At 63.8% G+C, this 24727-nt stretch carries 21 protein-coding genes; 14 read left to right on the plus strand and 7 right to left on the minus strand.

Annotated elements, in window-relative coordinates:
• Nucleotides 1-68: 68 nt before the first annotated feature.
• The 7 genes from LT988_RS08055 to LT988_RS08080 all read left to right on the plus strand — a co-directional run bounded on the left by LT988_RS08055 (nucleotide 69) and on the right by LT988_RS08080 (nucleotide 5972).
• Nucleotides 69-275, plus strand: a complete 207-nt coding sequence (locus tag LT988_RS08055) for a type II toxin-antitoxin system HicB family antitoxin (protein ID WP_232409658.1) — start codon at nucleotides 69-71, stop codon at nucleotides 273-275.
• Entirely contained in the window at nucleotides 272-484 is a 213-nt protein-coding gene (locus LT988_RS25230; RefSeq protein WP_269752114.1) for a type II toxin-antitoxin system HicA family toxin, read from the plus strand. Before LT988_RS08055 ends, LT988_RS25230 begins: the two co-directional genes overlap by 4 nt.
• Nucleotides 485-699: 215 nt before the next feature.
• Nucleotides 700-1881 carry a phosphoglycerate kinase gene (locus tag LT988_RS08060; RefSeq protein WP_232409659.1) on the plus strand — a complete coding sequence of 394 codons (1182 nt, stop codon included), beginning with the start codon at nucleotides 700-702 and terminating at the stop codon, nucleotides 1879-1881.
• Between the two features lie 96 nt (nucleotides 1882-1977).
• Entirely contained in the window at nucleotides 1978-3420 is a 1443-nt protein-coding gene (gene pyk, locus LT988_RS08065) for a pyruvate kinase (RefSeq protein ID WP_232409660.1), read from the plus strand.
• A 64-nt stretch (nucleotides 3421-3484) separates the two neighbouring features.
• A complete protein-coding gene (fba, locus tag LT988_RS08070; RefSeq protein WP_232409661.1) occupies nucleotides 3485-4549 on the plus strand; it encodes a class II fructose-bisphosphate aldolase in 1065 nt (354 codons plus the stop codon).
• Nucleotides 4550-4917: 368 nt separating this feature from the next.
• Nucleotides 4918-5313, plus strand: coding sequence for a CPCC family cysteine-rich protein (locus tag LT988_RS08075; protein ID WP_232409662.1), 396 nt, complete (start codon nucleotides 4918-4920; stop codon nucleotides 5311-5313).
• Between the two features lie 44 nt (nucleotides 5314-5357).
• Nucleotides 5358-5972, plus strand: coding sequence for an arylesterase (locus tag LT988_RS08080; protein ID WP_332460557.1), 615 nt, complete (start codon nucleotides 5358-5360; stop codon nucleotides 5970-5972).
• A 46-nt stretch (nucleotides 5973-6018) separates the two neighbouring features.
• Here the strand turns inward: LT988_RS08080 and pdxH are convergent, their stop codons facing one another.
• On the minus strand, nucleotides 6019-6657 hold the full coding sequence (gene pdxH / locus LT988_RS08085) for a pyridoxamine 5'-phosphate oxidase (RefSeq protein WP_232409663.1): 639 nt from the start codon (nucleotides 6655-6657) through the stop codon (nucleotides 6019-6021).
• A gap of 201 nt (nucleotides 6658-6858) precedes the next feature.
• On the opposite strand from pdxH, the gene aceA reads away from it, so the two are divergent.
• Both aceA and LT988_RS08095 read left to right on the plus strand, forming a co-directional pair.
• Complete coding sequence (gene aceA / locus LT988_RS08090; RefSeq protein WP_232409664.1) at nucleotides 6859-8163, plus strand: isocitrate lyase; 1305 nt, start codon at nucleotides 6859-6861, stop codon at nucleotides 8161-8163.
• Nucleotides 8164-8448: 285 nt separating this feature from the next.
• Entirely contained in the window at nucleotides 8449-11778 is a 3330-nt protein-coding gene (locus LT988_RS08095) for an EAL domain-containing protein (RefSeq protein ID WP_232409665.1), read from the plus strand.
• A 107-nt stretch (nucleotides 11779-11885) separates the two neighbouring features.
• On the opposite strand, the gene LT988_RS08100 is transcribed toward LT988_RS08095, so the two are convergent.
• The 3 genes from LT988_RS08100 to LT988_RS08110 all read right to left on the minus strand — a co-directional run bounded on the left by LT988_RS08100 (nucleotide 11886) and on the right by LT988_RS08110 (nucleotide 13982).
• Nucleotides 11886-12722, minus strand: a complete 837-nt coding sequence (locus LT988_RS08100; RefSeq protein WP_232409666.1) for an OmpA family protein — start codon at nucleotides 12720-12722, stop codon at nucleotides 11886-11888.
• Nucleotides 12723-12849: 127 nt separating this feature from the next.
• The gene (locus tag LT988_RS08105; protein WP_232410536.1) at nucleotides 12850-13821 is read right to left on the minus strand and encodes an SLAC1 anion channel family protein; all 972 of its coding nucleotides are present in this window, start codon (nucleotides 13819-13821) and stop codon (nucleotides 12850-12852) included.
• A 20-nt stretch (nucleotides 13822-13841) separates the two neighbouring features.
• On the minus strand, nucleotides 13842-13982 hold the full coding sequence (locus LT988_RS08110) for a hypothetical protein (protein ID WP_232409667.1): 141 nt from the start codon (nucleotides 13980-13982) through the stop codon (nucleotides 13842-13844).
• 318 nt (nucleotides 13983-14300) lie between these two features.
• Here LT988_RS08110 and LT988_RS08115 point away from each other — a divergent pair, with 318 nt between their 5' ends.
• From LT988_RS08115 to LT988_RS08135, 5 genes are all read left to right on the plus strand, one after another.
• The gene (locus LT988_RS08115; protein ID WP_232409668.1) at nucleotides 14301-14711 is read left to right on the plus strand and encodes a DUF6858 family protein; all 411 of its coding nucleotides are present in this window, start codon (nucleotides 14301-14303) and stop codon (nucleotides 14709-14711) included.
• A 280-nt stretch (nucleotides 14712-14991) separates the two neighbouring features.
• On the plus strand, nucleotides 14992-15510 hold the full coding sequence (gene rraA, locus LT988_RS08120; protein WP_232409669.1) for a ribonuclease E activity regulator RraA: 519 nt from the start codon (nucleotides 14992-14994) through the stop codon (nucleotides 15508-15510).
• 244 nt (nucleotides 15511-15754) lie between these two features.
• Nucleotides 15755-17521 carry a bifunctional isocitrate dehydrogenase kinase/phosphatase gene (aceK, locus tag LT988_RS08125; protein ID WP_232409670.1) on the plus strand — a complete coding sequence of 589 codons (1767 nt, stop codon included), beginning with the start codon at nucleotides 15755-15757 and terminating at the stop codon, nucleotides 17519-17521.
• 128 nt (nucleotides 17522-17649) lie between these two features.
• The gene (locus LT988_RS08130) at nucleotides 17650-18708 is read left to right on the plus strand and encodes a thioredoxin family protein (protein WP_232409671.1); all 1059 of its coding nucleotides are present in this window, start codon (nucleotides 17650-17652) and stop codon (nucleotides 18706-18708) included.
• A gap of 390 nt (nucleotides 18709-19098) precedes the next feature.
• Complete coding sequence (locus tag LT988_RS08135; protein WP_232409672.1) at nucleotides 19099-19767, plus strand: DUF4397 domain-containing protein; 669 nt, start codon at nucleotides 19099-19101, stop codon at nucleotides 19765-19767.
• Nucleotides 19768-20079: 312 nt separating this feature from the next.
• On the opposite strand, the gene LT988_RS08140 is transcribed toward LT988_RS08135, so the two are convergent.
• From LT988_RS08140 to LT988_RS08150, 3 genes are all read right to left on the minus strand, one after another.
• Nucleotides 20080-22296 (minus strand): hypothetical protein, encoded by a 2217-nt coding sequence (locus tag LT988_RS08140; protein ID WP_232409673.1) that lies wholly within the window; start codon nucleotides 22294-22296, stop codon nucleotides 20080-20082.
• A gap of 23 nt (nucleotides 22297-22319) precedes the next feature.
• On the minus strand, nucleotides 22320-24035 hold the full coding sequence (locus tag LT988_RS08145) for a DUF2207 domain-containing protein (protein WP_232409674.1): 1716 nt from the start codon (nucleotides 24033-24035) through the stop codon (nucleotides 22320-22322).
• A 98-nt stretch (nucleotides 24036-24133) separates the two neighbouring features.
• Complete coding sequence (locus LT988_RS08150; protein ID WP_232409675.1) at nucleotides 24134-24685, minus strand: LemA family protein; 552 nt, start codon at nucleotides 24683-24685, stop codon at nucleotides 24134-24136.
• Nucleotides 24686-24727: the final 42 nt, after the last annotated feature.

A 24727-nucleotide genomic window follows, 5' to 3' on the forward strand; every position in this document is an offset into this window, starting at 1 on the left:
CAGCTCGTTCCCGCGCAATGCGTGGGAACGGATTTGTCGAAGAGGGCCGAAGCGCAACCGGAAAAGCCATGCACTTCCATATCGAATCGGAACAAGAAGAGGACGGCCGCTGGATAGCCGAGATCCCCGAGATCCCGGGCGCGCTTGCCTACGGCAAAGACGCCGAAGAAGCCATGGCGAAGGTCGAGGTGCTCGCGCTTCGCGTGCTCGCGGAACAGATCGAGGTCGGCGAAACCCGCCCCATGGCCATCTGCATCGATCTCGCTGCGGCATGAGCCAATGGCCTTCGGTCAAGGGCAGAAGACTCATTTCCGCCTTGCTGAGCATCGGCTGGAGCATTAAACGTCAAACGGGCTCCCATCGGACTCTGTCGCGTCCTGATTGGCCCGACTATGTCTTCGCGTTTCATGATCGCGAGACCATCGGTCCCCGAATGCTGGCTCGGGTTGCGAAGCATACGGGGCTGACCCCCGAGGACTTATGATTGATGAGGTCTCGGTTTCTCTACCACGCAAGAAGACCGGCCCCGGCGTTTCCGCAGTCTCTCCGGAGGCAAGGGTTGTGCGAGCAAGTTCCTTGATTCAGCCTGATCATCGTGACGAAGTGACGTCTAAAAAACCATTGATATCGATGTAAAAATCAGTTTTATCTCTGAATTTCATATTTACAAAAATATCCGATCCAACGAGGAATCTCACCATGTCCTTCATCAAGCTGACCGATCTGGATCTCGCCGGAAAGCGGGTGCTGATCCGCTCCGACCTCAACGTGCCGGTCAAGAACGGCAAGGTCACCTCCGATGCGCGCATCACCGCCTCCATGCCGACCTTCGAGCACTGCATGAAGGCCGGCGCCAAGGTGATGGTGATGTCGCACCTGGGTCGTCCCGAGGAAGGTGTCTTCTCCGAGGCCGACTCGCTCAAGCCTGTTGCGGATGCCATGAGCGCCAAGCTCGGCCGCGAGGTTCGGCTGGTGCGAGATTATCTCGGCCAGGCTCCCGAGGTCGCGGACGGGGAGCTGGTGCTGCTGGAGAACGTCCGTTTCAACAAGGGCGAAGGCAAGGACAACGCGGACCTCGCCAAGCAGTACGCCGCGCTCTGCGATGTCTTCGTCATGGACGCCTTCGGCACCGCCCATCGCGCCCAAGCCTCCACGCATGGCGTCGGCCAACAGGCACCGGTCGCCTGCGCCGGACTGCTGCTCGCCGAAGAGCTCGATGCGCTCCGGAAGGCGCTCGCCGCTCCAGCCCGCCCGATGGTCGCGATCGTCGGCGGCTCCAAGGTCTCGACCAAGCTGACGGTCCTTGAGGCGCTGTCGGAAAAGGTCGATCAGCTCGTCGTCGGCGGCGGGATCGCCAACACCTTCCTCGCTGCGTCCGGCTTTCCGGTCGGCAAGTCCCTCTGCGAGCATGATCTTATTCCAACCGCCAAGGCGTTGATGGAAAAGATGACCGCGCGCGGTGCCACGATCCCGATCGCCGTCGACGTCGTCTGCGGCAAGAAGTTCGACGAGAACGAGCCGGCCGTGACCAAGGCCGCCGCGGACGTCACCGACGACGACATGATCTTCGACATCGGGCCGAAATCAGCGCAGGAACTGGCCGATATCATCGCCAAGGCAGGAACCATCGTCTGGAACGGCCCGGTCGGCGTCTTCGAGTTCGATCAGTTCGGCGGCGGCACCAAGGCGGTCTCGATGGCCATCGCCGAGGCTCCGGGCTTCAGTCTAGCCGGCGGCGGCGACACCATCGCAGCGATCCAGAAGTACGACATCTATGACAAGGTCTCCTATATCTCCACCGCAGGAGGTGCCTTCCTCGAATACCTGGAAGGCAAGACACTCCCGGCAGTAGCCATGCTCGAGGCCCGGGCGAAGGACTGATCAGCGCAACCCGCCTCCTGCCACCAGCCTCCAGCCTCCGGCGATTTGCTCGGAAGCCGGGGCTGGAGGGCGGAGGCAGGCGGCCGGAGGCTAGACATGCCAAGACGCACTAAGATCGTCGCCACGCTCGGCCCCGCGACCGACCCGGTCTCGGTGATGGACGAGATCATCGCTGCCGGGGTGGACGTGGTTCGCCTCAATCTCTCGCACGACAGCCATGAACGGCATCGCGAGCGTGCGGAGCGGATCCGCGAGCGTGCGGCAGCCGCCGGGCGCGAGATCGCGCTTCTGATGGACTTGCAGGGACCCAAGATCCGCATCGGCAAGTTCGCCGCGGGCCCGATCCTACTCGAGCGGGGGGATATCTTCGCGATCGATGCCGAATGTCCTCTGGATGCCGGTGACCGCCATCGGGTCGGCACCACCTACCCCGAGCTTGTGGATGATGTCCGCCACGGCGACACGTTACTGCTCGACGACGGCGCGATCGAGCTGTGGGTGGACGCGGTCGACGGCGGACGGATCGACTGCAAGGTCGTCGTCGGCGGTGCCCTGTCCAACAACAAGGGCATCAACAAGAAGGGCGGCGGTTTGTCGGCCCCGGCCCTGACCGAGAAGGACCAGGACGACATCCGCTTCGCAGCCGAGATCGACGCGGACTATCTTGCGGTGTCATTCGTGCGCAATGGCGATGATGTCCGACTTGCGCGCGAGCTCTTCTACGAGGCCGGCGGTCACGGCGGCGTCGTCGCGAAGATCGAGCGCGCCGAGTCCCTTCGGGCGATCGACGACATCATCAATGCCGCCGATGTCATCATGGTCGCACGCGGCGACCTGGGCGTGGAGATCGGCGATGCGGAGCTGCCGGCCGCACAGAAAAATCTGATCAGCCGTGCCCGCGAGCTCAACAGCGTCGTCATCACCGCGACTCAGATGATGCAGTCCATGATTGAAAACCCGATCCCCACGCGGGCGGAGGTCTTCGACGTGGCCAATGCGGTGCTCGACGGCACGGACGCGGTCATGCTCTCGGCCGAGAGCTCGATCGGGAAGAACCCCGCCAAGGTGGTGGAGGCGCTGGACCGCATCTGTCTCGAAGCGGAAAAGCATGTCACGCGCTCGGGACACCGGATCGATTCGGTCTTCGGTCGTGTGGACGAGGCGATCGCCATGGCCGCCATGTACACGGCCAACCACCTGGGCGTGAAGGCGATCGCCGCTTTGACCGAGACCGGCTCGACCGTGAAATGGATGTCGCGTATCCGCTCGGGCATCCCGATCTACGCGATCACCCGATCCGCCCCAACCCGACGAAAAGTCAGGGTTTTCCGCGGTGTCTATCCGGTAAGCTTCGATGTGGCCAGCACGGACATCCACGAGGTGAATCGCGAGGTCATCGAGGAGCTGATGCGACGCGGGACGGTCCGTGACGGCGACCTGGTGATCATCACCAAGGGCGATCGCTCGGGGGTTGAAGGCCAAACGAATATCTTGAAAATCATGCGGGTCGGCGAGCACAAGCTCCTGACGAAAGACTGAGCCAGCGATCCTTGCTGCTTGCCCGCTCGTTTTTAGCTGTCAGTCCGATACGAGGAGAACCTACATGGCCCTGATTTCGCTGCGTCAATTGCTCGACCATGCCGCCGAGCACCAGTACGGCGTCCCTGCCTACAACGTCAACAACCTCGAGCAGATGCGCGCCATCATGGAGGCCGCCGACGAAACGGACTCCCCCGTGATCGTGCAGGCCTCCGCGGGTGCCCGCAAATATGCCGGCGCCCCCTTCCTGCGTCACCTGATCCTGGCCGCCATCGAAGAATGGCCGCACATCCCGGTGTGCATGCACCAGGACCATGGCACCTCCGCGGCCGTCTGCCAGCGTTCCATCCAGCTCGGCTTCTCCTCCGTCATGATGGATGGCTCGCTCGGCGAGGACGGCAAGACCCCGACCTCCTACGAGTACAACGTCGACGTCACCCGTCGCGTCGTCGAGATGGCCCATGCCTGCGGCGTGTCGGTCGAGGGTGAGCTGGGTTGCCTGGGCTCCCTGGAGACCGGGCAAGCCGGCGAAGAAGACGGCATCGGTGCTGAAGGCGTCCTGGACCACAGCCAGCTCCTGACCGATCCGGAAGAGGCTGCCGACTTCGTCAAGAAGACCAGTGTCGATGCGCTCGCCATCGCCATCGGCACCTCGCACGGCGCCTACAAGTTCACCCGTCCGCCCACCGGCGACATCCTCGCCATCGAGCGCATCAAGGAGATCCATAAGCGCATCCCCAACACCCATCTGGTGATGCACGGATCTTCCTCGGTCCCGCAAGATTGGTTGGCCATCATCAACCAGTACGGCGGCGACATGGGCGAGACCTACGGCGTGCCGGTCGAAGAGATCGTCGAGGGCATCAAGAACGGCGTTCGCAAGGTCAACATCGACACCGATCTGCGCATGTCCTCCACCGGCGCCATCCGCAAGTTCCTGGCCGAGAATCCCAAGGAGTTCGATCCGCGCAAATACTTCATCGCCGCCACCAAGGCCATGAAGGGCATCTGCAAGGCGCGCTACGAGGCCTTCGGCACCGCCGGCAACGCAAGCAAGATCACGCCGATGTCTCTGGAGGCCATGACCGATCGTTATGCCAAGGGCGAGCTTGAGCCTAAGGTCAACTAAACCGCGTCTCGGTGTGATATGCGCTGTTGTCGCTTGGTGCCTGGTCTCCGGGCATCCACAGGCGTCGGAGCTGACGCGGTTTAGGATGGTTTAGGGATGACTCAGGATCAGCGTCGCAAGCTGGGTCGATGCGCATCCATCGGGCTTCATGGAGGTTCACCGGCTGATTGAAAACAGCGTTTATCGCGTCGGACAGGGCTTAGGTAGGCGCCAATCCGAGGGTATGGAAGGGAACAAGGGGCGCCGATAGCGCCCCTTGTTTCATTGAGTGCCGGGCAGTCGCGAGGCCAGTGTTTTAGCGGCTGATGGCTGACAGCTGGAGGCTGACGGATGGCAAACGGCGCCAACCCACCCACACGGAGACGGTATTGACCGACGACACCAAATTCCCCTGCCCGTGCTGCGGCTACCGCGTCCATGATCGCGAACCCGGGTTTCACCAGGTCTGCCCGATCTGCGGCTGGGAGGACGATCTGACCCAATTGCGCTTCGCCCGGATGCCGGGCAGCAGCAACACCGTGAGCCTGGAAGAGGCCCAACAGAATTTCCGAGACTACGGCGCGTCCGAGCGCCGCAGCATCGGCAACACCCGCACCCCGGTCGAGGGCGAGAGACGTGACGACGGCTGGCGTCCCCTCGACCCCTCGCGCGACAACATCGAGCAGCCGGTCCGCGGCGTCGCCTACGGGGACTCCTATCCCTGGCCCGATACCACCGTGCTCTACTACTGGCGCATGAGCTATTGGCGTCGGGTAGTGGGGTAATGCAACGCGTAAGGCTCCCGTGCACTGACGTTGATGCGGAACGCATGGCGGAGATGACCCATCGCCTGCTCACCCTGTTGATCGCTGTCGTCCTGATCGTCGGCTGCAGCCGCGCGCCCGAGCTGCCCTCGTTGCCGAGCGGCGCGGTGATCCTGGCCTTCGGCGACAGCCTCACACGCGGCACCGGGGCAGGCATCGGCGAGGGTTTCGCGGAGGTCCTGGCAGTATCGAGCGGCCGCGAAGTGGTGAATGCCGGCGTGCCGGGGGAGGAAAGCGACGCCGGTCTCGCTCGGCTGCCGGGGGTGCTCGACACCGTGCAGCCGGACCTGGTCATCCTCGGTCATGGTGGCAACGACATGCTGCGCCGGCGCGACCTGGAGCAGACGAAGTCCAATCTTCGGCAGATGGTCATGCTCGCGCGAGACCGGGGCGCATCGGTCGTGCTGCTCGGTATTCCGAAGCCCGGGCTGTTCCTCGGTACCCACCCGCTCTATCGGGAGCTGGCGGACGAGCTCGAGATCCCGCTCGAGGACACGGTGCTGGCCGATGTCCTCGCCGACCGCGACTTGAAAGCGGATCAGATCCATCCGAACGCGGCAGGCTATCGGCAGGTCGCAGAGTCGGTTCACCGACTCTTGATCGACGCCGGAGCGCTTTGAGTCAAAACCGCAGTGACCGTCCATCACATACCGCGCTGGGCGCGGTTTAAGGCGCGAGCCTCTCGATTCGCCAGGACCCGTCACCCTCGCGCGTGTAAAGAAAGCGGTCGTGTAATCGGCTTTCGCGCCCTTGCCAAAACTCGATCTTGCTCGGAATGATCCGAAAGCCGCCCCAAAAGTCCGGGAGCGGGATCTCGCCGTGTGCAAATCGCTGCTTCATCTCGGCGACCTTCGCCTCGAGCAAGGATCGCGAGGTGATCACCTGACTCTGAGGAGACGACCACGCGCCGATCTGGCTGCCGCGCGGTCGGGTGGCAAAATAACGCAGCGATTCCGCGGTCGGGATGCGTTCCGCTCGTCCCGTGATCTGGACCTGCCGCGCCAACGCCACCCAAGGAAAGAGCGCCGCGACCTGCGGGTTGCGGTCGATCTGCCGCGCCTTACGGCTTTCGAAGTTGGTGAAAAAAACGAACCCCTCGCGGTCGAAGAGCTTGAGCAACACGGTGCGGACGTAGGGTTGACCACCGTCGTCCACCGTACACAGGCTCATGGCGTTGGGTTCCGGCAGCTCCGTCTCGATCGCGGCGGTGTACCAATGTTCAAACAAGCGGATCGGATCCGGATCGAGACTGCCCCGCGAAAGGCCCTGCTCCATCGCTTCGATCCTAAATGCATCGGCGTTCATTGAAAATTATCAAAAACAATAGAGAAAATTAGGATAATTGCCTCGCCAAATGGTCGAAGCCCCGGTAGTTTCCTAGGTCAAGACCGAGTAGGACGGTCAAACATCTGCGATCCTGAAGGGGAAAACCACTGAGCCCCGACAAGACGGCCTGCCCCGGGCAAGCCGAGCGGATCGGTAAAAAGACTTCATTGGAGCACCACCATGACCCGCCAAGAACAGATCCACGCCCTGAAGCAGGACTGGGCCGAAAACCCCCGTTGGACCGACGTGACCCGCGGTTACTCCGCCGAGGACGTGGTCCGTCTGCGCGGCTCGGTCCAGCCCGAACAGACCTACGCCAAACGCGGCGCCGAAAAGCTGTGGAAACTGGTGCACGGCGAGGCCAAGAAGGGCTACGTCAACTGCATGGGCGCGCTCACGGGCGGTCAGGCGATGCAGCAGGCCAAGGCCGGGATCGAGGCGATCTACCTCTCCGGCTGGCAGGTCGCCGCGGATGGCAACACCTCCGAAACCATGTATCCGGATCAGTCACTCTACGCCTACGACTCCGTCCCCACCATGGTGCGGCGCATCAACAACGCCTTCAAGCGCGCCGACGAGATCCAATGGTCGAAGGGCATCGAGCCGGGTGACGCGGGTTACATCGATTACTTCCTCCCGGTCGTGGCGGATGCCGAAGCCGGCTTCGGAGGCGTGCTCAACGCCTTCGAGCTGATGAAGAACATGATCGCCGCGGGCGCCTCCGGCGTTCATTTCGAAGACCAGCTCGCCGCGGTCAAGAAGTGCGGCCACATGGGCGGCAAGGTGCTGGTACCGACCCGCGAGGCGGTGCAGAAACTGGTCGCTGCGCGGCTCGCCGCCGACGTCATGGGTGTCCCGACTCTGCTCTTGGCCCGCACCGATGCCGAAGCGGCAAATCTGCTGACCTCCGATGTCGACGACAATGACCGTCCGTTCGTGAGCGGCGATCGCACGGACGACGGCTTCTATCGCGTCCGCAACGGCTTGGAGCAGGCGATCAGCCGCGGTCTGGCCTATGCACCCTACGCCGATCTGGTCTGGTGCGAGACCGGTACGCCGGACCTGGGCTTCGCTCGCGAATTCGCCCAGGCGGTTCTCGCGCAGAACCCCAACAAACTGCTGGCCTACAACTGCTCGCCGTCCTTCAACTGGAAGAAGAACCTCGACGATGTCACGATCGCGAAGTTCCAGGACGAGCTGGCGGACATGGGCTACAAGTACCAGTTCATTACGCTGGCCGGCATCCATAGCATGTGGTTCAACATGTACGACCTCGCGTACGATTACGCCCGCGGGGAAGGCATGCGCCACTACGTCGAAAAGGTGCAGGCCCCCGAGTTCGCGGCGCGCGAGAAGGGCTATACCTTCGTGTCGCATCAACAGGAGGTCGGCGCCGGCTACTTCGACGACGTGACCACGACCATCCAAGGCGGCGCCTCCTCGGTGACGGCCTTGTCCGGCTCGACCGAAGAGGCCCAGTTCTGAAAAACCTCTGATCGCGGCTTCGCGCAGACGCGAAGCGCGATCGTCCATCGGCCGGGTCTCCGGCCGGCCGCGTTCCGAAAACCGACGGTGCATCAGCGCCGCCGGTTTTTTTGTTGTCCCGGCGCTCGCCTGCTCTCGGATCACTGTCGCCCTGCATAGCCCCGTGATAGAGTGAGCAGCAGGAAATGACGACACTTTTCGTGTGCTCTCCCGCGAAGCTAGGGTCAATACCTCAACCTCTGCCGAATGATTCGCACAAAGGCGCAAAGATCGCCGATAGGCCTGGTGGCGCTCGTTCTGGCACTGGTGCTTGCCCTGCACCTTGCCTATCAGCTTTCCCTCGGTATCCCCGCACGCGTCCGAATCGAGCAGGAAGCGGCCGCGGAGAGGCTGCTGCAACAAATCGCCTCCGCCATCTTGCAGGATCCATCGCGCGGCAACGAGCCGGCCGTGGCGTTCGTCCTCGGCGCATCCAGCGCGCATCCGGGTCTCCTCGCACTCGGGCGACTCGACAAGGGCCGATCGGCTCAGGGTGCCGGCGCGCAGCAGCCCGCAGACCCTTCAACGACGAAGACGATCGATGCGATACCGGCCGACATCGCGCGTGCGGCCGCCGCTTTGCCCATGCAGCCGCACTTCAAGGTTGGACCCGAATCGGGCCGCCTGATCGGCGTGATGAGCGTCGGCAAGACGAGCAACGCGGATGGGTCGCGCGTCGATCCCGCCGCACTTGAGCCGGAGCCCATGCTCTATTTGGTGATGGACCTGACCGCAGCAGAGGATGCCGAGCGCCACCGACTCCTGTCGTGGGCCGGCGTGTGGCCTTGGGTCCTCTCGATCGGGCTCGCCCTCCTTCTGGCCCTATCGGCGAGCCGTTACGCAGGCACGAGGACACTGCCGCGATCCGGCTCGGGGATCCTTACGGGCGGTGCGAACCCCGAAGCGGGCTCGGAGATTCGCGCCGAGTCTGGAGAACCGCGCCTCGCCGAGGTCGAACACATCCTCGACAGCGCCGCCGTGATCCTGGTCGGTTTGGATCTCGATGGTCGTGTCCGGCTCATCAACCGCAAAGGCTGCGAGGTCCTGGGCCTCGACCGAGAGCAGATCGTGGGGCGTGATTGGACGGAGTCCTTCGTACCCGAGCGCGAGCGCGAGCAGGCACGCCGAATCCTTGCACGTGTGAGCTTGGAGGACGACGAGCCATTGATCGCGGTCGAGGGTACGATCCTCTGCGCGGATGGCTCGGAGCGGCTGATCGAATGGAACAATAGCCGGATCCGCGACAACGCAGGACAACTGATCGGCGGCCTCGGCTCGGGGACCGACATCACCGAGCGCAAACAGGCAGAGCGGGCGCTCTCGTATCTGGTCACGCTGGAGACCGTCCTGGTCGAGACATCGCGATCCTTGGTGGCCGCTCCGGCGGATGCAGTCGGCCCCTTGGTCGAGAATGCCTTGGGGACCGTCGCGCGGCGCATGGGCGCGGAGCGGGCCTATGTCTTCGTGCTGAGCCGCGACGGCTCGAGCATGCGCAACACCCAGGAATGGAGCGCGAGCGGCCTCGGGCTTGCCGGCGCAGGCGCGCCGCCGGTGCCCACATCGCTGATCCCGCGTTGGATGGAAACCCTGCAGCACGGGGACGACATCCGTATCGACGACGTCGGCAAGCTCCCCGAGACCTGGCGTGTCGACCGCGAGCAGCTCGAGCAGCTCGAGGTGCGATCGGTGGCCGCCGTCGCCATTCGGGTGGCCGGTCGGATGGGCGGATTCGTCGCCATGGAGATGTTGAGCGACACGCGCAACTGGCGTGACTCGGAGATGCGTGCACTGGGGTTTCTCGGCGATCTGATCGGCGGCGCCTTCGAGCGACGGCGCAACGAGCAGAAGCTGCTCGACAGCAGACGCCAACTCGAAGAAATCGCGCTCTACGATCCTTTGACGCGCCTTCCGAACCGGCGGCTCTTGGCCGAACGCATGGACGCGGCAGTCGTGCAGGCCCGCGAGCAAGGTCTCTTGCTCGGAGTCTGTTATCTGGACCTCGACGGGTTCAAACCCATCAACGACACACACGGGCACAAGATGGGCGACAGGGTGCTGGTCACCGTCGCCAGCCGGTTGCGCGGCTGCGTGCGCGAGGACGACACGGTGGCCCGGCTCGGCGGTGACGAGTTCGTCCTGCTGATGAATCGGATGGAGTCGTTGTCGGACTGCGCCGCGCTGCTCGAGCGCGTGCTCGCGTCGCTCGCCCAACCCATCCTGATCGACGGTCACTCGCTCGCGGTCACCGGCAGCGCCGGTGTGACCCTCTTCCCGCAGGACGCAGGAGATGCAGATACCCTCCTGCGCCATGCCGATCACGCCATGTATCAGGCCAAACAGCAGGGCCGCAACCGCTTTCAGTTCTTCAAGGCGGTCAAGGACCGCCCCGATCAGGCTCACAAGCTCGAGCTGGTGCGCATCCGAGAGGCCATCGAAGGCGACGAGCTGAGGCTACATGTGCAACCGAGGGTCGATATGCGCTCGGGCCGAGTCGTGGGTGTCGAGGCACTCGTACGCTGGGCGCATCCCGAGCGCGGACTCTTGCCTCCGAGTGAGTTCCTGCCACTGATGGAAGGCGACGAGCTCCTCCATGACCTGGACTGGTGGGTGATGGATCGGGCGCTGCGATTGCTGGAAGACTGGCAGAGCGCTGAGCTGGATCTCACGATGAGCCTCAATCTTTCGGCTTGCTCGCTGCAGGACGCCGGCTTCGTCGCCGCCTTGCAGGAGATGCTTGCGCAGCATCCGGGCGTCGATCCCGCGCGGTTGCTGTTCGAGATCATCGAGTCCGAGGCGTTGCGCGACATCGAGACTACCGCCTCGGTCATCCGAGCATGTGCTGTCCTCGGCGTCCAGTTCGCGTTGGACGGCTTCGGCAACGGCTATGCGTCCTTGACCGATTTTCGCTGTCTTCCGGCCCAGGTCGTCAAGATCGATCAAACCGTGGTCCGCGACATCCTACGCTCGCGCGACGGTCGCAATCTGGTCAAGGGCGTCATCGGGATCGCCAATGCCTTCCAGCGCGAGGTGATCGCCGAGGGCGTCGAATCCGCCGCGCACGGCCTGCTGTTGATGGACCTGGGCTGCATCCTGGCGCAGGGCTACGGCATCGCAGACCCGATGCCCCCCGAGCAGCTCCTTCCCTGGATCAAGGGTTTTCGCCCACCGCAACTCTGGACCGATCGCCCCGACGTGGACTGGACCACCGAGGACCTATCGCTTTTGAGCCTGGAGGCGATCCATCGCGACTGGGTCAATCGTCTCGTGCGCCACGTCTCGACCGATACCGCAGTACGGCGACCCGAGCTTGAACCCGAATCGTGCGACTTCGGGCGTTGGTACCTCGGAACCGGCCAAGAGCGTTACGGAGAGATGCCGAGCTTCCGCTCGCTCGACGCCGTGCACCGACAGATTCACCTGCACGCCGGGGAGCTCCTCGCGCTCGATCGCCTCGACCGCGAGGCACTGACCGACCCGATCAAGAAACTGCTTCAGGAGCGCGACGAGCTGGTCGCGGGCATTCGATCGCTCCAGGCTGAAGTGCTCGAGCACCCACACCAGGATGCGACCGTCTGAGCCTGCGAACTAGCCTTGCTGCATGCGAGGGCTTGATCGCGCTTTGACGATGACGCTGGACCGCAGGCCCGTGGGCCGGGTAATGCCAACGACGGCCGCATCCGGGTTCAACGCTCGATCAGATAAACCTCGACACGGCGATTGCGCTGCCGCGCCTCGGCGGTCCGGCCCGCATCGATGGGTCGGGCCTCCCCCATCCCTACGATCTCGATGCGTTCGGCGTCGACCCCGGTTGCGGCCAAGGCATCAGCGACCGACCGGGCGCGTTCCCGGGAAAGCGTCAGGTTCTTGGTTGCACTGCCGGAGCGATCCGTATGGCCCTCGACACGTGCCACTAGGCGGTCATCTCGCGCAAGAACCTCGGCGATGGCCTCGAGCCCTTCGGGACGCTCCGATAGAAGCGCACTCCCGCCGACCGGGAAGCGCAGCTCCGAATCGGTCAGTGTCACCAAATAGCCGCGCTCCGTCGGACGCGCACCGAGACGCGCAAGGTCATCCTCCAACCGGCTCCTGGAAGATGCCGTGTCCAAAGCATCCGAGTCGCCATCGGTCGCGGTCGTTGTATCGATCTCGGGGAGCATCTCGGCCGGACGACCCTCTTGCTCCGAAACGACGCGTGCGAACGCCACCTGCTTCTTCGCCACCGCCACCACCTCCTTTTCGAGACGCTGGAGCTCGGCTTCGACATCGCTCAGACGCCCGTTTAGGACAGCCCAATCGGCATGGCCAGCTGTCCCGACGGATGTCGAGACGGGCGCGTCGGACCCCGCGACCTCAAGGGTCACAAGGGTCTCGGTCGCCAACGACTCGCTCTTCAGCGGCTCGGTCGGCGTTGTCTGCGGGCCCCGCAGATAGGCCAACAGGAGTCCTGCCGAGAACGAGAGGATCAGAAAAACAAAGGCATAGATCGGATTCGATTTCACCGCGGAGGCGACGTCGGACATGGTAATTCCTCGAGTACGAGATCGGTTCGGAGGCTCGGCGACCGAGAAGATTCGACCGGTTCGGGAGATGATCGAGGCCTCGAGACGACGGATCGGCAAACCCGTCGTCCCGCGCCTGCCGAGGGCGTCAGTGGCCGGGAACGCAGATCCCGTTGCGGCGGACCGCGATGGCGGTGCGCGCGAGCAACAAGACGACGATGCCGGTCAGGAGGGTCAGCAGACCGAGACCGAGATAGCGGTAGATGTCCTGTCCGGTGCGCTCGAACATCAAGAGACTCGCAATGCCGATCGCCGCAAGCGGGAAGGAGTAGGCCCACCAGGAGAGGAAGAATCCGAGCTTTAGGAATCGGTTCGCTTGAGTGAACAGCAGCACGGTCAGAAAGAGACCGATGAAATAGAGTACCCGCGCAAAGGCGTCGAGCTCCCCGACAAGACGCGAATAGGCAATGAACCCGACGGCGGGCGGGGCGATAAGGATGAAAAGCGTCGGCATCAAGCGCTCTTCGATCGGATGATGAAACAGCACCCGATAAAAAATGATCGTCATCAGGATCAACCAGAACAGCATTCCGGTACTGAAGAAGAACCAGGAAATATCCTGATAGCCCAAGGGGACTCCGGCCACCGGAACCAAGACATTCCCGACCGCCGGAATGAACCAGGCCGGATTCATATGATGCACCTGAAAATGCTCATGATGGATCCAAACATTCACGACATAGAGCGTGAAAACGAAATGAAGCGCCGTTCCCGCCATCCAAAGCGAACGACTCACGTCATTCATGACCGGTAAGAAGGCGATAGAGAGCAGGAGCAGACTGATCGAGATGGTCGGAAAGAAATTGAGCTTCACCGGATGGCGCAGCTCTTGGATCACGGCCTGCCGGTACCTCGCCAGTTTGGCCGCATACAGCACCATCAAGATCATGAAGAGAGTACTCGTCACGCCGATCAGCCAAGGGGTGATGCCCAAGTCGAGGGCGAGGACCGTCTGAGCCTTCTCCCAACCGATGGTGAGGCCCGACAGGCCCATCACCATTGCGAAGAAGGAGATCGGGAAGTGCTCAAGCCGCCCTGATTGCTGTTTTGGAGTCTCCATCATGCTGCAAACATCCTCGCTCAAATAATCGACGGCATAGGCACAAACAAGAGCACAGCGAGGATCATGGTCGTCGCAAGCACTGGGGCCCACAGCCAATAAGGTGTCTCCGATACGCCGATGCGAGTCGAGCGCGGAACGATCCGGGTCTGCTGGGTCATGGTCTAGCTCCGATGTGCGTCGAGTCCTGGCGAGAGGTGCGTCGGTCTTCGCGACCGGGGCACCCGACGTCGGCTCCCGAAATGAGGTTGATGCGCAGTCTAGGCATCGTCGCGGTGCGATGCATTGATAAATCTCAGACTGCTCAGCTCGGGTTTATCCGGCGCCTCGCTTCCGCTCGGCAGCCCAAACGCGGATTGTGAATCTTCAATGCCAAGCCGTGCTTTAATCCATAGCCTCGCGGTCGGACTTCGCCACGCTCGGGCCTCCTAACATTCCCGCATCGCGGCATCATCAACCACGACTCCGGAACGACGCCAATGAAACAATCCCTGCTACAAGAGAAATATCCCGTGTACAGCCTCGAGCTACTCAAGCCGGAAACCCCCATGAAGGATGCCGGAGCCATCATCGAGTACCTGAAGGGCTGCATCGCACGGCATAAGATCGCCGAATTCATCTCGACCTTCGATCACTACGCGCACACCCGAGCGCTCGAAGAAGGCGAGATCGCCGATGACATCCTCGCTGCCAAACACGTCATCTTCTGCTTCGGAACCCACCTGAAGGATTCCCATGTGATGGCGGTCAGGCCTCGCTCGATCGGTGTGGTCGAGAAGGCCGATCGATTCGTCATCACCTTCCTCGAGGCCCCGATGCCCCTGGCGAATTCGGCAATGGAAGGCTGGGTCAAGGCGCTCGCTCGATCTCCCGAGGCGATCCCCGCTTAAACCGCGCCCAGCGCGGTATGCGGTATTTTTGGATGGGTTTGTTGGAGTCGGCGCGGTTTAAGAGTTCAAAAAATATTAAAATCTAAACCGCGTCTCCCCAAAGGTCGAAAAAGTACCTAAGACCAATACAACATGAAAATGACGCATGTCGCTCTGGACGCGGTTTAGAGCAGGGTCTCGCGGACATCACCTGGTTGGGAGAGCTGCAACCTCGCCGGTGCGGTCGCGCGGGGTTGCGATATACTCGGCGCTCCGCCGACAGCCTCGCCCACGACCGCCGATGCCCACAGAAAACCCGTCCGCGCAGCACAGGTCCGACTTCAAAACCGCTGACCTCTCCGATCAATACGACGAACGCGTCCGCATCTGCGACCCGATCTTTCGGGATTTCGGCGGCCAGGTGCGCTTCTGCGGGCCGGTCGTGACGGTCAAGTGCTTCGAAGACAACACTCCGGTGAAATCGACCCTGGCCGAGCTCGGCCACGGCCGCGTCCTCGTGGTCGATGCCGGCGGATCGATGCGCTGCGCGATGCTGGGAGACCTGATTGCGGCGAGCGCGGTAGAGCAAGGCTGGGCCGGAATCATCCTCTACGGGTGCATCCGGGACAGTCGCGACATCGCCGCCATGCCGTTGGGGGTCAAGGCACTGGGGACACATCCGCGCAAGAGCCTCCGGCGCGGTGAAGGCCAACGCGATATCCCGGTCACCTTCGCCGGGGTGCGCTTCATCCCGGGTGATCAGGTCTACTGCGACGAGGACGGCATCCTGGTGGCCGACGGTCCGCTGGATCTCGATTAAACCGCGTCCAGAGCGAGAGGCCGAGCTCCGAGTGAGTCCACCGGTAAGTGCACTCCCGAAATCTTAGCGGGGACGCGGTTTAAGATTTTCATTTTTCATCATCATGGACCGCGTCAGCTCCGGCTTTCGTGGTTTCAACGGTGGCGGATCCAATCCAATCACTACAGATGCCGCTCCAGGCGCGGTTTAAGTCACTAAACCACCCGGCGGCGATCGATCCGGCAGGGTACAGCGAGGGAAAACAATGGCGTGGACCGAGGCGAAACAGATTGCCGAGGCGATCCTCGACGGATTCGGACGTCATTATCGGCTGTTTCGCGAGATCACCGGCAGAGCGCGGGAACGCTTCGAAACGGCGGATTGGCCGGCGGTCCAGGCCGCCGCACGCGAGCGGATCAGCTATTACGACGAGCGGGTCGGCGAGACGGTCGCCCTGCTGCGCCGCGAGTTTCATCTGCGCGACCCGACCGACATCCTGTGGCGCCGCGTCAAGATCGAATACATGCGCCTCCTGCCGCTGCACCACCAGCCTGAGCTCGCCGAGACCTATTACAACTCGGTCTTCTGCCGACTCTTCGATCGGCGCTATTACAACAACAGCTACATCTTCGTCTGGCCGATGATCTCGACCGAACACCTCGAGGCCGAGATCCCGATCTTTCGACCCTATTACCCTGCGCGTGACGGTTTCGCGCGGGTGATCGCCCGCATCCTCGGCGACATGGGTTTTCAGCGCCCCTTCCGAAACCGCCGGCACGACATCCGCTGCCTAATGCGTGCCGTGCGGGACCGCTTCCCGCGCAGGCGCGCGCTACATCAGAACTTTCAGCTCGCCGTCCTCTCCGAGCCCTTCTACCGCAACAAGGCTGCCTACATCATCGGCAAGGCGATCAACGGGGCAGACCAGATCCCGTTCGCCATCCCGATCCTCAACGACGAGGGAGACGCGGATTCTCCCGGCGGACTCTATGTCGACACGCTGCTCTCGGGCGGGGACGAGATCTCGGATGTCTTCAGTTTCTCGCGCGCCTACTTCATGGTCGACAGCGAGGTGCCGGCTGCGGTCGTCGATTTCCTGCGACCCTTGATGCCGCATAAGGGCAAGGCCGAGCTCTACACCGCCATCGGTTTGCAGAAATTCGGCAAGGCGGAGTTCTACCGCGACTTTCTCAAACATCTAAGGTATTCGGCGGACGATTTCGTCATCGCACCCGGCATCCGCGGGATGGTGATGTGCGTCTTCACGCTTCCCTCCTTCCCCTTCGTCTTCAAGGTGATCAAGGACCGTTTCCCGCCGCCGAAGGAGATGACGCGGGAGACCGTCAAGGAGAAGTACCAGCTGGTGAAGCTGCACGACCGCGTCGGGCGGATGGCCGATTCCTGGGAATACTCCCACGTCGCCTTCCCGCGTCACCGCTTCTCGTCCGCGCTCGTGGAGATGCTGGAGACCGACTGCGCAAAGAGTCTGGAGTCCGACGGCGATCAGCTCATCATCAAGCATCTGTACATCGAGCGACGCATGTCGCCGCTGAATCTGTATCTGCACACCGCCGACGACGAGGACATCCGCCACGCGATCGGCGAATACGGCGACGCCATCAAGCAGCTTGCGGCGGCCAACATCTTCCCCGGCGATTTCCTGTTCAAGAACTTCGGCGTGACGCGTCAGGGTCGCGTCGTCTTCTACGACTACGACGAGCTGTGTTACCTGACCGAGTGCCGTTTTCGGGAGATCCCGCCCGCACCCTACCCCGAGATGGAGATGGCCGAGGAGGTCTGGTACAGCGCAGGGCCGAACGATGTCTTCCCGGAGGAGTTCGAGACCTTCCTGCTCACTGACCCGCGAATCCGCAAGGTCTTCCGCGAGCTGCACAGCGAGCTATTCGACCCGGCCTGGTGGCAGGCACGCCAGGAGCACATTCGGGCGGGCCATCTCGAAGACGTCTTCCCTTATGACGAAGAACGGCGTTTCGGTCGCGCCGACCGGATCGGGCCCGATCCGGACAGTTAGGAACCTCGGCACTCGCCGACCATCTCAAGCGAAGGCGCCATCCGCGTCCTAGCCGCATGACGACAAGGGGAACCGTTGCGCGCATCGGCGCTCGGTAGCCCCGTTGCACCGCAGAGGAGACTGGAACGATGAAGATGCCTTCGCCTCGAAGACACCACCTGGCATGGAGTCTGCTCCTGCTCGGCACGCTCGCCGGCGCCGCAAGCGACGGACCCGCCGAGCTGGCCCCCGGGATGCAGAATCCCGGCTATCACGAGCAACCCGCCTGGTTCAAGGCGTCCTTTTTGGATCTCCGCGAGGATGTCGCCGAGGCCACCGCGCAGGACAAGCGCCTGATCCTATACTTTTATCAGGACGGCTGCCCCTATTGCGCCAAGTTGTTGCAGGAAAATTTGGGCGATCAGTCGATCTCCCGTCGAATGCAGGCGAGTTTCGACGTCGTCGCCATCAATCTCTGGGGTGATCGGGAGGTGACCGGCTTGTCCGGGGATCTCACCACGGAAAAACAACTCGGCGCGGACCTCAAGGTCCAGTTCACACCCACGATGTTGTTGCTCGACGAGGCCGGGCAGGTCGTTCTGCGGATCAACGGCTACTTCCCGCCCCATCGCTTCAAGGCTGCACTCGACTACGTCGCCGAGCGACGCGAGCAGATCGGCGAGTCTTTTTCCGACTATGTCGCCGGCCTCGATCCGGCCGAAGCCAAGGGCACGCTGCATACACAGGGGAGCTTCCTGAAGGCCCCGTTCCGGCTCGCCGACAATCGCGATGCCTCCATGCGTCCTTTGGTGGTGATGTTCGAGCAGCCCACCTGCCGAGACTGCGACGAGCTGCACGAAGACATCCTCAAGCGCGAGCCCGTCATCTACGCGCTGAGCAACTTCGACGGGGCAATCCTGGATACCTATTCGCGCGACCTCGTTCAGACGGTCGACGGCCGCGAGATCCCGATCCGCGACTGGGCCGCGGAGCTCGGCATTAAGTACACGCCCAGCCTGGTCTTCTTCGATGCCGCCGGGCGCGAGGTCTTCCGCACCGAGGGATACTTCAAGGCATTCCACATCCACGGCGCATTGGACTACGTCGCAACGGGCACCTACCTGTGGCAACCGAGCTTTCAACGCTACCTTGCTGAACGCCGCGAGGCCCTCGCCGAGTCGGGGCTCGAGGTCGATCTGATGGATTGACCTCGGGGAAAGCGCATCGGTCATCTTGACCGCGCGAACGCCCAATCGCCTCGGGCGCGCAACCCGTCTCCCGTGGGGGCAACTCCCGCCGGTCGACGCCGACATCCGGAGCAAAGAGAGGGCCGAGCGACTCCGAACCCCGTTCGCAGCGCAGCGATGTCCCGCGGCGTGTCGGCATCCGCGCGGGCACGCGCAATCCGAACGCGCCCGACGTTCCGGACAACGCATTCCCCGAAGGCGGCCCGCCTGAACAGTATTTGAACATTAAGGAACGCACAATAAACGGGAGATGAAAGGTTTTTGTTGATTTTTTTCCTTTTCGCGACCATTTCTTGCGGGGCGCGAGTTCAACTCGCCACAAACCTCCACCCGATGAAAGGAGAACGAGACATGATCAAGAAGGCTATTGTTGCCGCCTTGTTGTTTGGGAGCGTACCCGTCGGCGGCGCCCTCGCGGCCGAGGCATACCTGGTCCATGGTATCGATGGTGCTGACCTGGGGCTCGAGACAGCACTCCCCGTCGATGTGTCGCTTGACGGCGCGTGCGTCGCAGCCGGCGTGACCTATACCTCATCCCCCGGACCGGCGCATCTGGACGCCGGCCTGTACACCTTGGAGATTCGCCTCGCAGACGACACCCCCTGTGCCGGCCCCATCGCCGCGACCACGCTGCTTCCGGTCAACTTCGGCGAAAACTTTACGCTCGTGGCTCATCTCACCGACGCCGGATCGATCACCACCACGAAGTTCGTCAACGATATCCGCGCACCGGAGTCCGGCGCAGCCAGGCTGATCGTTCGTCACACAGCCGACGCGCCGCTGGTCGATGTCCTGGCCGACGGAGCACCGCTCTTCACCGATCTGGCGAACGGTCAGCAGGTTTCCGCCACGCCACCGGCCGCGATCTACTCGGTCTCCGTGGCGCCTGCCGGCACCGGCGTACCGGTCATTGGACCAGTGGACCTTCCGCTCGGCGATGGCACCGTCACCGCGGTACATGCCGTGGGCTCGGCTTCCGGCGAAACCTTGAACCTCATCTTGGTGGACCTCACGCCGTAGCGACGTCGCGGGTTCGGGATGTCTGTTGCACTGCGCCACCTGTCGGGGCAGTGCGACATCTACGATTGGTTCGACCATTGGCCGCGCCCGCTTCCTCCGTCACCCGGCGCCGAATCGCGACCACTCCGTATCGAAGAACGGCCTGTGCAAGGACCAAGCGGATGGGTTCAAGCGCTGGCCCGAGTGCAGTGAGCGGCTTGCCGGCCCGATCGACATCGACACCAATCCGGATAGTTCATCCGACGCGGCCATCCCGGTATGCATGCCTCTCCCGGGGCCTTTGGATTGGCGCGAGGCTCCGCCGGAGGCGCCCTACAAGCGACGTTTGGCTATTTTGCGACGTCGTCCGAGACAAAGGCCGGTGCCGTTTCCGCTGCAGATCACCCGACCGCTCGCATCGTCAGCGGCGTAGGAGATCTGGACGATGCCGCGACCACGGCACCCGTAGAAGAGATCGCCGCGCCAGGTGTTGCGGCCGATCTTGCGCAGCGCGCAGTTGCGACATCCGGGGTTGGTGGAGGTCACGCGGGCGACGCGCTCGCTGGCCGGCGGATCGATGGTGACGATGTGTCGGACACGGTCGCCGTCCCAGCCGGAGGTCGGGTCGATGGTCAGGCGTCCCGTGCAGTCGCCGCGCATGGCGAAGGAGCCGCTTCCTTGGGGGGGCGGGGGTGGGATGGTCGGTTTGGTGCCGGTCTTGATCTCGGGTGGCGGGGCCTTCGGGGGCGCTTGGACCACGACGGGTTTCGGTGGCGGCGGGCGGCACGGGCCGATCCGCTCGTCGAGCGCTTGCCTGACCGGTCGCAACGTCGGGGCGGACTCGCGTTTGAGATCACGCTCGAGGGCGACGAGGCGCGTGCAGTCCGTGCCGGCCTCGGCGAGACGTTGGGTGTAGCGGTCGATCCGATCGCAGTCGGCGATCGGTGCCACGAGGGCGGCGCGCGCCTTGGCGAAGCGCGGGTCGCCCTGATCGGCGAGGCGTGCGGCCAGCGCACGCGCCTTGGTGCAGTCGCCGCCGATGGCGGCGATCTGCTCCTGCAGCGCGTCGGCCTCGCTGCAGATCTGGAGCTCGGGCGCCAGACGGGTGCGGATGTCCAGGAAACGAAGGTTGTTTCGATAGCCCTCCAGCCCGTCGGCCAGGGCCTGTAGAGAATCACAGTCGCCGTTGGCCTCGGCGAAGCGCTGCTCCAGGTCGTTCAGGTCGGCGCACTGGCGCAGCGCGACGGCGAGTCTCCCGGCCACGGCGGCGAGTGGCTCGCGGTCCGGGTCATGGCGCGAGAGGGTTTCGTCGAGTCCGGCAAGGGCCAGACAATCGTCCTGCGCGCGGGCCAGCTCGTCCTCCAGATGATCGGCGAGGTCGCAGCGTGCGAGGGCCTCGTCGAGCCCTCGGCGGATCTCGCTCAAGGGTGGTCGGCTTGCATCCAGCTCGACGAATGCGGGGGCGGTCTCGCGCGCCAAGGTGCGCAGCGCCGTGCAGTCCTCGAACGCATCAGCCAGCTGCGGGCCGAGTGTCTCGGCGAGACGGCAGGCGGCGAGTGCGCGATCGAGTCCGACGCGCAGCGCGGCCAGCGCGCGCTTGGGTTCATCAAGTGTTGCGATCTCTTGGTCCAACTCGGCGACGGCGAGGCAGTCGCCGGCGACGACATCGAAGCGTTGCGCGAGTCCATCGACCCGCGTGCAGGCCGAGATCCGCCGGTCCAGGTCGGTCTTCAGGGCGCGGAAAGGCTCGCGTTCGAGATCGTAGAAGGCAAGCTCTTCGTCCAATGTGGACAGATGATCGCAGGGTGGCTCGGTCGCGAGTCGTTCGGCAAAGAGCGCGGCCTCCTCGCAGATGCCGATCTCGGTGAGGACCGCCATGCGGATATCTGCGTAGCGCGCGTCCTCCCGATCGATCCGGTCCAGGCGGGAGGCGAGCTCCACGAGCGGCGCGACCGGATCGCAGTGGTTGGCCAGCGCGGCGTCGAGATCCTCGCGCAAGCCCTGCTCGGTCTCCTCCAGTTGCCAGAACCAGATACCGAGGCCGAGACCGACTCCCAACGTTGCGAGTGCGATCAACCCCAGGAGCGGCAGGATCCACGCAGGGCGCCGCCGCGGGGGCGGCACGGTCGCGGGATCGGGCGTACCGACTGCGCGCGGCGGCCGGCCGGGGTCGGTCCCGCCCCAGGAGATCAGGACCGGGGCGTCGCCGATTACATAGACGGACTCGTCGCCCGGGTAGACGATGGCGCGCTTTAAGAGCTGCGCGGGCTCGGGATCGTCCGGCTCGCGGCGGGACAGCTCGTCGGCGAGACGGGAGATCGCGTTCAGGTGATCGGCGAGGATGCGCCGCGCCGCCGCCTGCGCCTCGTCGGGCAGATCCAACAGAGGCCGCGGTTGTCCGGCCAGCGCGCTGGTCCAGGTGACCGTACCCGCGCCATCGAGGGCAATCTCGGGGCGTGCGAAGAGGGCCGCCGTTGCGCCCGGCAGATGACGTCTCAGGGTTCGGCCGAGCGCGTCGAATTGCCGCCAGGGATGATCCGGCGCCAACACCGAGGCCGACGGCGCGTCCCGACTTACCGCCCGCGCCCGCCACCGCCGCCGCCACCGCCGCCGGACGAGCCGCCGCCACCCCCGCCCGAGCTGCTGCCGGGCGGCGTCGCGGATGACGCGATCTGACGACTGAGGGTCTGGCCAAGCGACCGGCTCACACGCGAGAGATCGCCCGCGGTGCCGCGGCCTCGATACCAGGATATGCCGCCTGCGGCGGCCGCCGCGGCGGCGACGCCGACGGCAAGCGTGAACTTGCGAGTCCAGGCCTCTTCGACATCCAGCGCCAGGGCATAAGGCAACAGCGCCTCGTAGCGTTCGGCATCCAGCAGGGGCGGCGCATCGCTGCCCGGCCCGGGGAGCGAACTCAACGCGTCACGCTCGGCGACACTCAGGTAGAGCTTGAGACCCTCGATTCGGTCGAGCAGCTGTCTCCCCTCGGTGGTCGGTGCCTTCAGCAGCCAGGCAAAGAGGACATGCGCACCGACGGCAAGCCCGAACAGGACGAGCATGGCCGGGATTCCGTCTCCGCCCGCAACCATCCAGGCCACACCGCCATAGAGCACGGAGAAGGCGATCCCAAGGGCGAGCTTACCGTCGTTGACGAGAAAAAAGCGCGGGCTATAGAGTTGCACGAGGCTCTGAGTGTGGCCCTTCTGAGCCGGCCCGACCCGATCCGCCTGCTTGTTGGTCAGTACCAGCTGATCGCCCTTGGCGAAGAGCAGCCGAAGCAAGGTCGCTTGACTCGCCGTGAGTGCGGCCTGGTCGGCGCCATGCAAACGCTCGAGCCGCCATGCCTCGCGCCAACCGGCCTTTTCCTGATGGATCACCACATGGCCCTTCACCGCCATCTCGACCAGATCGGCGGCAAAGCAACGGTGGTCGTAGCCCATCCGACTCAGATACCGCAGACCCGCGGGTGAATGTTCATCCGGGGGACGGTAGTGCGGAAAGATCGGGCCGGCCTGCGGATCGCGCCCGACGCGCCACCAGGTGGTCCCGCAATACGCGAGCAGCAGGATCAGCCCGACCAGGGCGACCAGCACCCCGCGATTGTCGTACAGGAGCCAGCCGAGACGCTGGGCCTTCGTCGGCTCGGCGATCAGACCTTTCGGGAAGCCTGCAACGATCGTCAGACCCTCGCCGACACCCAGGGGTCGTGTCGTCGCGAAACGGATCTCGTCGGGCGCGACCACCTCGGCAACCAGGTCTCGACCGACAGCGCCCTGAGGACCCGTATAGCCCTCGGCCGTGATCTTTTCGATCGGGACTTCGGCAGGAAGCCGCACCGTGGCACTCGCCTCGAGGATCGGAAAGATCCAACCCGTACCGGTGACGTTCCAGTACAGCTCGTCGTGCCCCTCGAAGAAACCGAGCTGGCGGGTCGTGCGATAACGAATGCGGTAGGTGTAGGTCGCCGGGACAGCAAGAAGATCGTCGTTGCCGGTGTTGATCTCCACGCCGTTGGAGACGCGCTCGATGAAATTGGGCTCCGGCTCACCGTCGCGCTCCACACCGAGAAGCTCGAAACCGACCCGGACCTGGTTGCCGAGCCGGTCGCGATAACGAGTCGGAAATTCGCGGACGATGCCGCGGCGGATCTCGCTGCCCTCGGCGCGAATCGCGATGGTCTCGGCCACCTCGAGGCTGCCGTCGGACTGGATCGAAAGATCGCTGTGGAAGGAGAGGATCTCCTCGGCTGCACCTGCCTGAGCGCCGACGCCGAGGAGGAGCAGAAACACGAGGCCGAGGAGCCATCCACCCCCGGAACCAGCGCATCGCTGCATCCTGGAGAAGGAGATGCACGGGACAGAAGGCTCGGGGCGGCGGTCGACCCTGCTCATGTTTCGGCCTCGAGTCGCGGTGCCGCGCGCTCGGACTCGCGAGCTAGATAGAATTCGGCCGACGCAAATCCGAACAGCCGGGCGACCAGCAGATCCGGCACCTTTTGAATCCCGTCGTTCAACTCGCGCACCGCACCGTTGTAGAAGCGGCGGGCGTATTGGAGATGCTCCTCGACATCGACGAGATCACGTTGAAGACGCAGGAAATTCTCGCTCGCCTTCAGATCCGGATAGGCCTCCTCGAGCAGCATCAGCCGCCCGACCGACTGCTCCAGGGCCGCCTCCAGGGTCGCCAGCTCGGCGGGGCTTCGCGTCTCGATGGCACGAGTGCGCAGCGCCGCGACGGCCTCGAAGAGTGTCTTCTCATGCGTCGCATAGCCGCGCACCGCCTCGACCAACATGGGGATCAGGTCGTGACGCCGAGTCAGCTGAACATCGATATCGCTCCAGGCCGCGCGCACGCGATTGCGCAGACGCACCAGGCGATTGAAGACCCCGATCCCCCAGCCCAGCGGGATCAGGAGGAGCGCCGCTAACCCGTAAACCATTGACCGTGGAACCTTCCGAGCGATACCGACGATGTTCCGTCC

Origin of the sequence: Thiocapsa bogorovii (assembly GCF_021228795.1) — a bacterium.
GTDB classification, from domain to species: Bacteria; Pseudomonadota; Gammaproteobacteria; order Chromatiales; family Chromatiaceae; genus Thiocapsa; species Thiocapsa bogorovii.

Excerpts from the sequence above, each read along its gene's own strand:
- LT988_RS08115 (WP_232409668.1), top strand. The coding sequence starts at position 14,301 with ATGAAACAATCCCTGCTACAAGAGAAATATCCCGTGTACAGCCTCGAG.
- pyk (WP_232409660.1), top strand. The coding sequence starts at position 1,978 with ATGCCAAGACGCACTAAGATCGTCGCCACGCTCGGCCCCGCGACCGAC.
- LT988_RS25230 (WP_269752114.1), top strand. The coding sequence starts at position 272 with ATGAGCCAATGGCCTTCGGTCAAGGGCAGAAGACTCATTTCCGCCTTG.
- aceK (WP_232409670.1), top strand. The coding sequence starts at position 15,755 with ATGGCGTGGACCGAGGCGAAACAGATTGCCGAGGCGATCCTCGACGGA.
- LT988_RS08110 (WP_232409667.1), bottom strand. The coding sequence starts at position 13,982 with ATGACCCAGCAGACCCGGATCGTTCCGCGCTCGACTCGCATCGGCGTA.
- pdxH (WP_232409663.1), bottom strand. The coding sequence starts at position 6,657 with ATGAACGCCGATGCATTTAGGATCGAAGCGATGGAGCAGGGCCTTTCG.
- LT988_RS08105 (WP_232410536.1), bottom strand. The coding sequence starts at position 13,821 with ATGGAGACTCCAAAACAGCAATCAGGGCGGCTTGAGCACTTCCCGATC.
- rraA (WP_232409669.1), top strand. The coding sequence starts at position 14,992 with ATGCCCACAGAAAACCCGTCCGCGCAGCACAGGTCCGACTTCAAAACC.
- LT988_RS08080 (WP_332460557.1), top strand. The coding sequence starts at position 5,358 with ATGGCGGAGATGACCCATCGCCTGCTCACCCTGTTGATCGCTGTCGTC.
- LT988_RS08150 (WP_232409675.1), bottom strand. The coding sequence starts at position 24,685 with ATGGTTTACGGGTTAGCGGCGCTCCTCCTGATCCCGCTGGGCTGGGGG.
- fba (WP_232409661.1), top strand. The coding sequence starts at position 3,485 with ATGGCCCTGATTTCGCTGCGTCAATTGCTCGACCATGCCGCCGAGCAC.
- LT988_RS08135 (WP_232409672.1), top strand. The coding sequence starts at position 19,099 with ATGATCAAGAAGGCTATTGTTGCCGCCTTGTTGTTTGGGAGCGTACCC.
- LT988_RS08060 (WP_232409659.1), top strand. The coding sequence starts at position 700 with ATGTCCTTCATCAAGCTGACCGATCTGGATCTCGCCGGAAAGCGGGTG.
- LT988_RS08055 (WP_232409658.1), top strand. The coding sequence starts at position 69 with ATGCACTTCCATATCGAATCGGAACAAGAAGAGGACGGCCGCTGGATA.
- aceA (WP_232409664.1), top strand. The coding sequence starts at position 6,859 with ATGACCCGCCAAGAACAGATCCACGCCCTGAAGCAGGACTGGGCCGAA.
- LT988_RS08100 (WP_232409666.1), bottom strand. The coding sequence starts at position 12,722 with ATGTCCGACGTCGCCTCCGCGGTGAAATCGAATCCGATCTATGCCTTT.
- LT988_RS08130 (WP_232409671.1), top strand. The coding sequence starts at position 17,650 with ATGAAGATGCCTTCGCCTCGAAGACACCACCTGGCATGGAGTCTGCTC.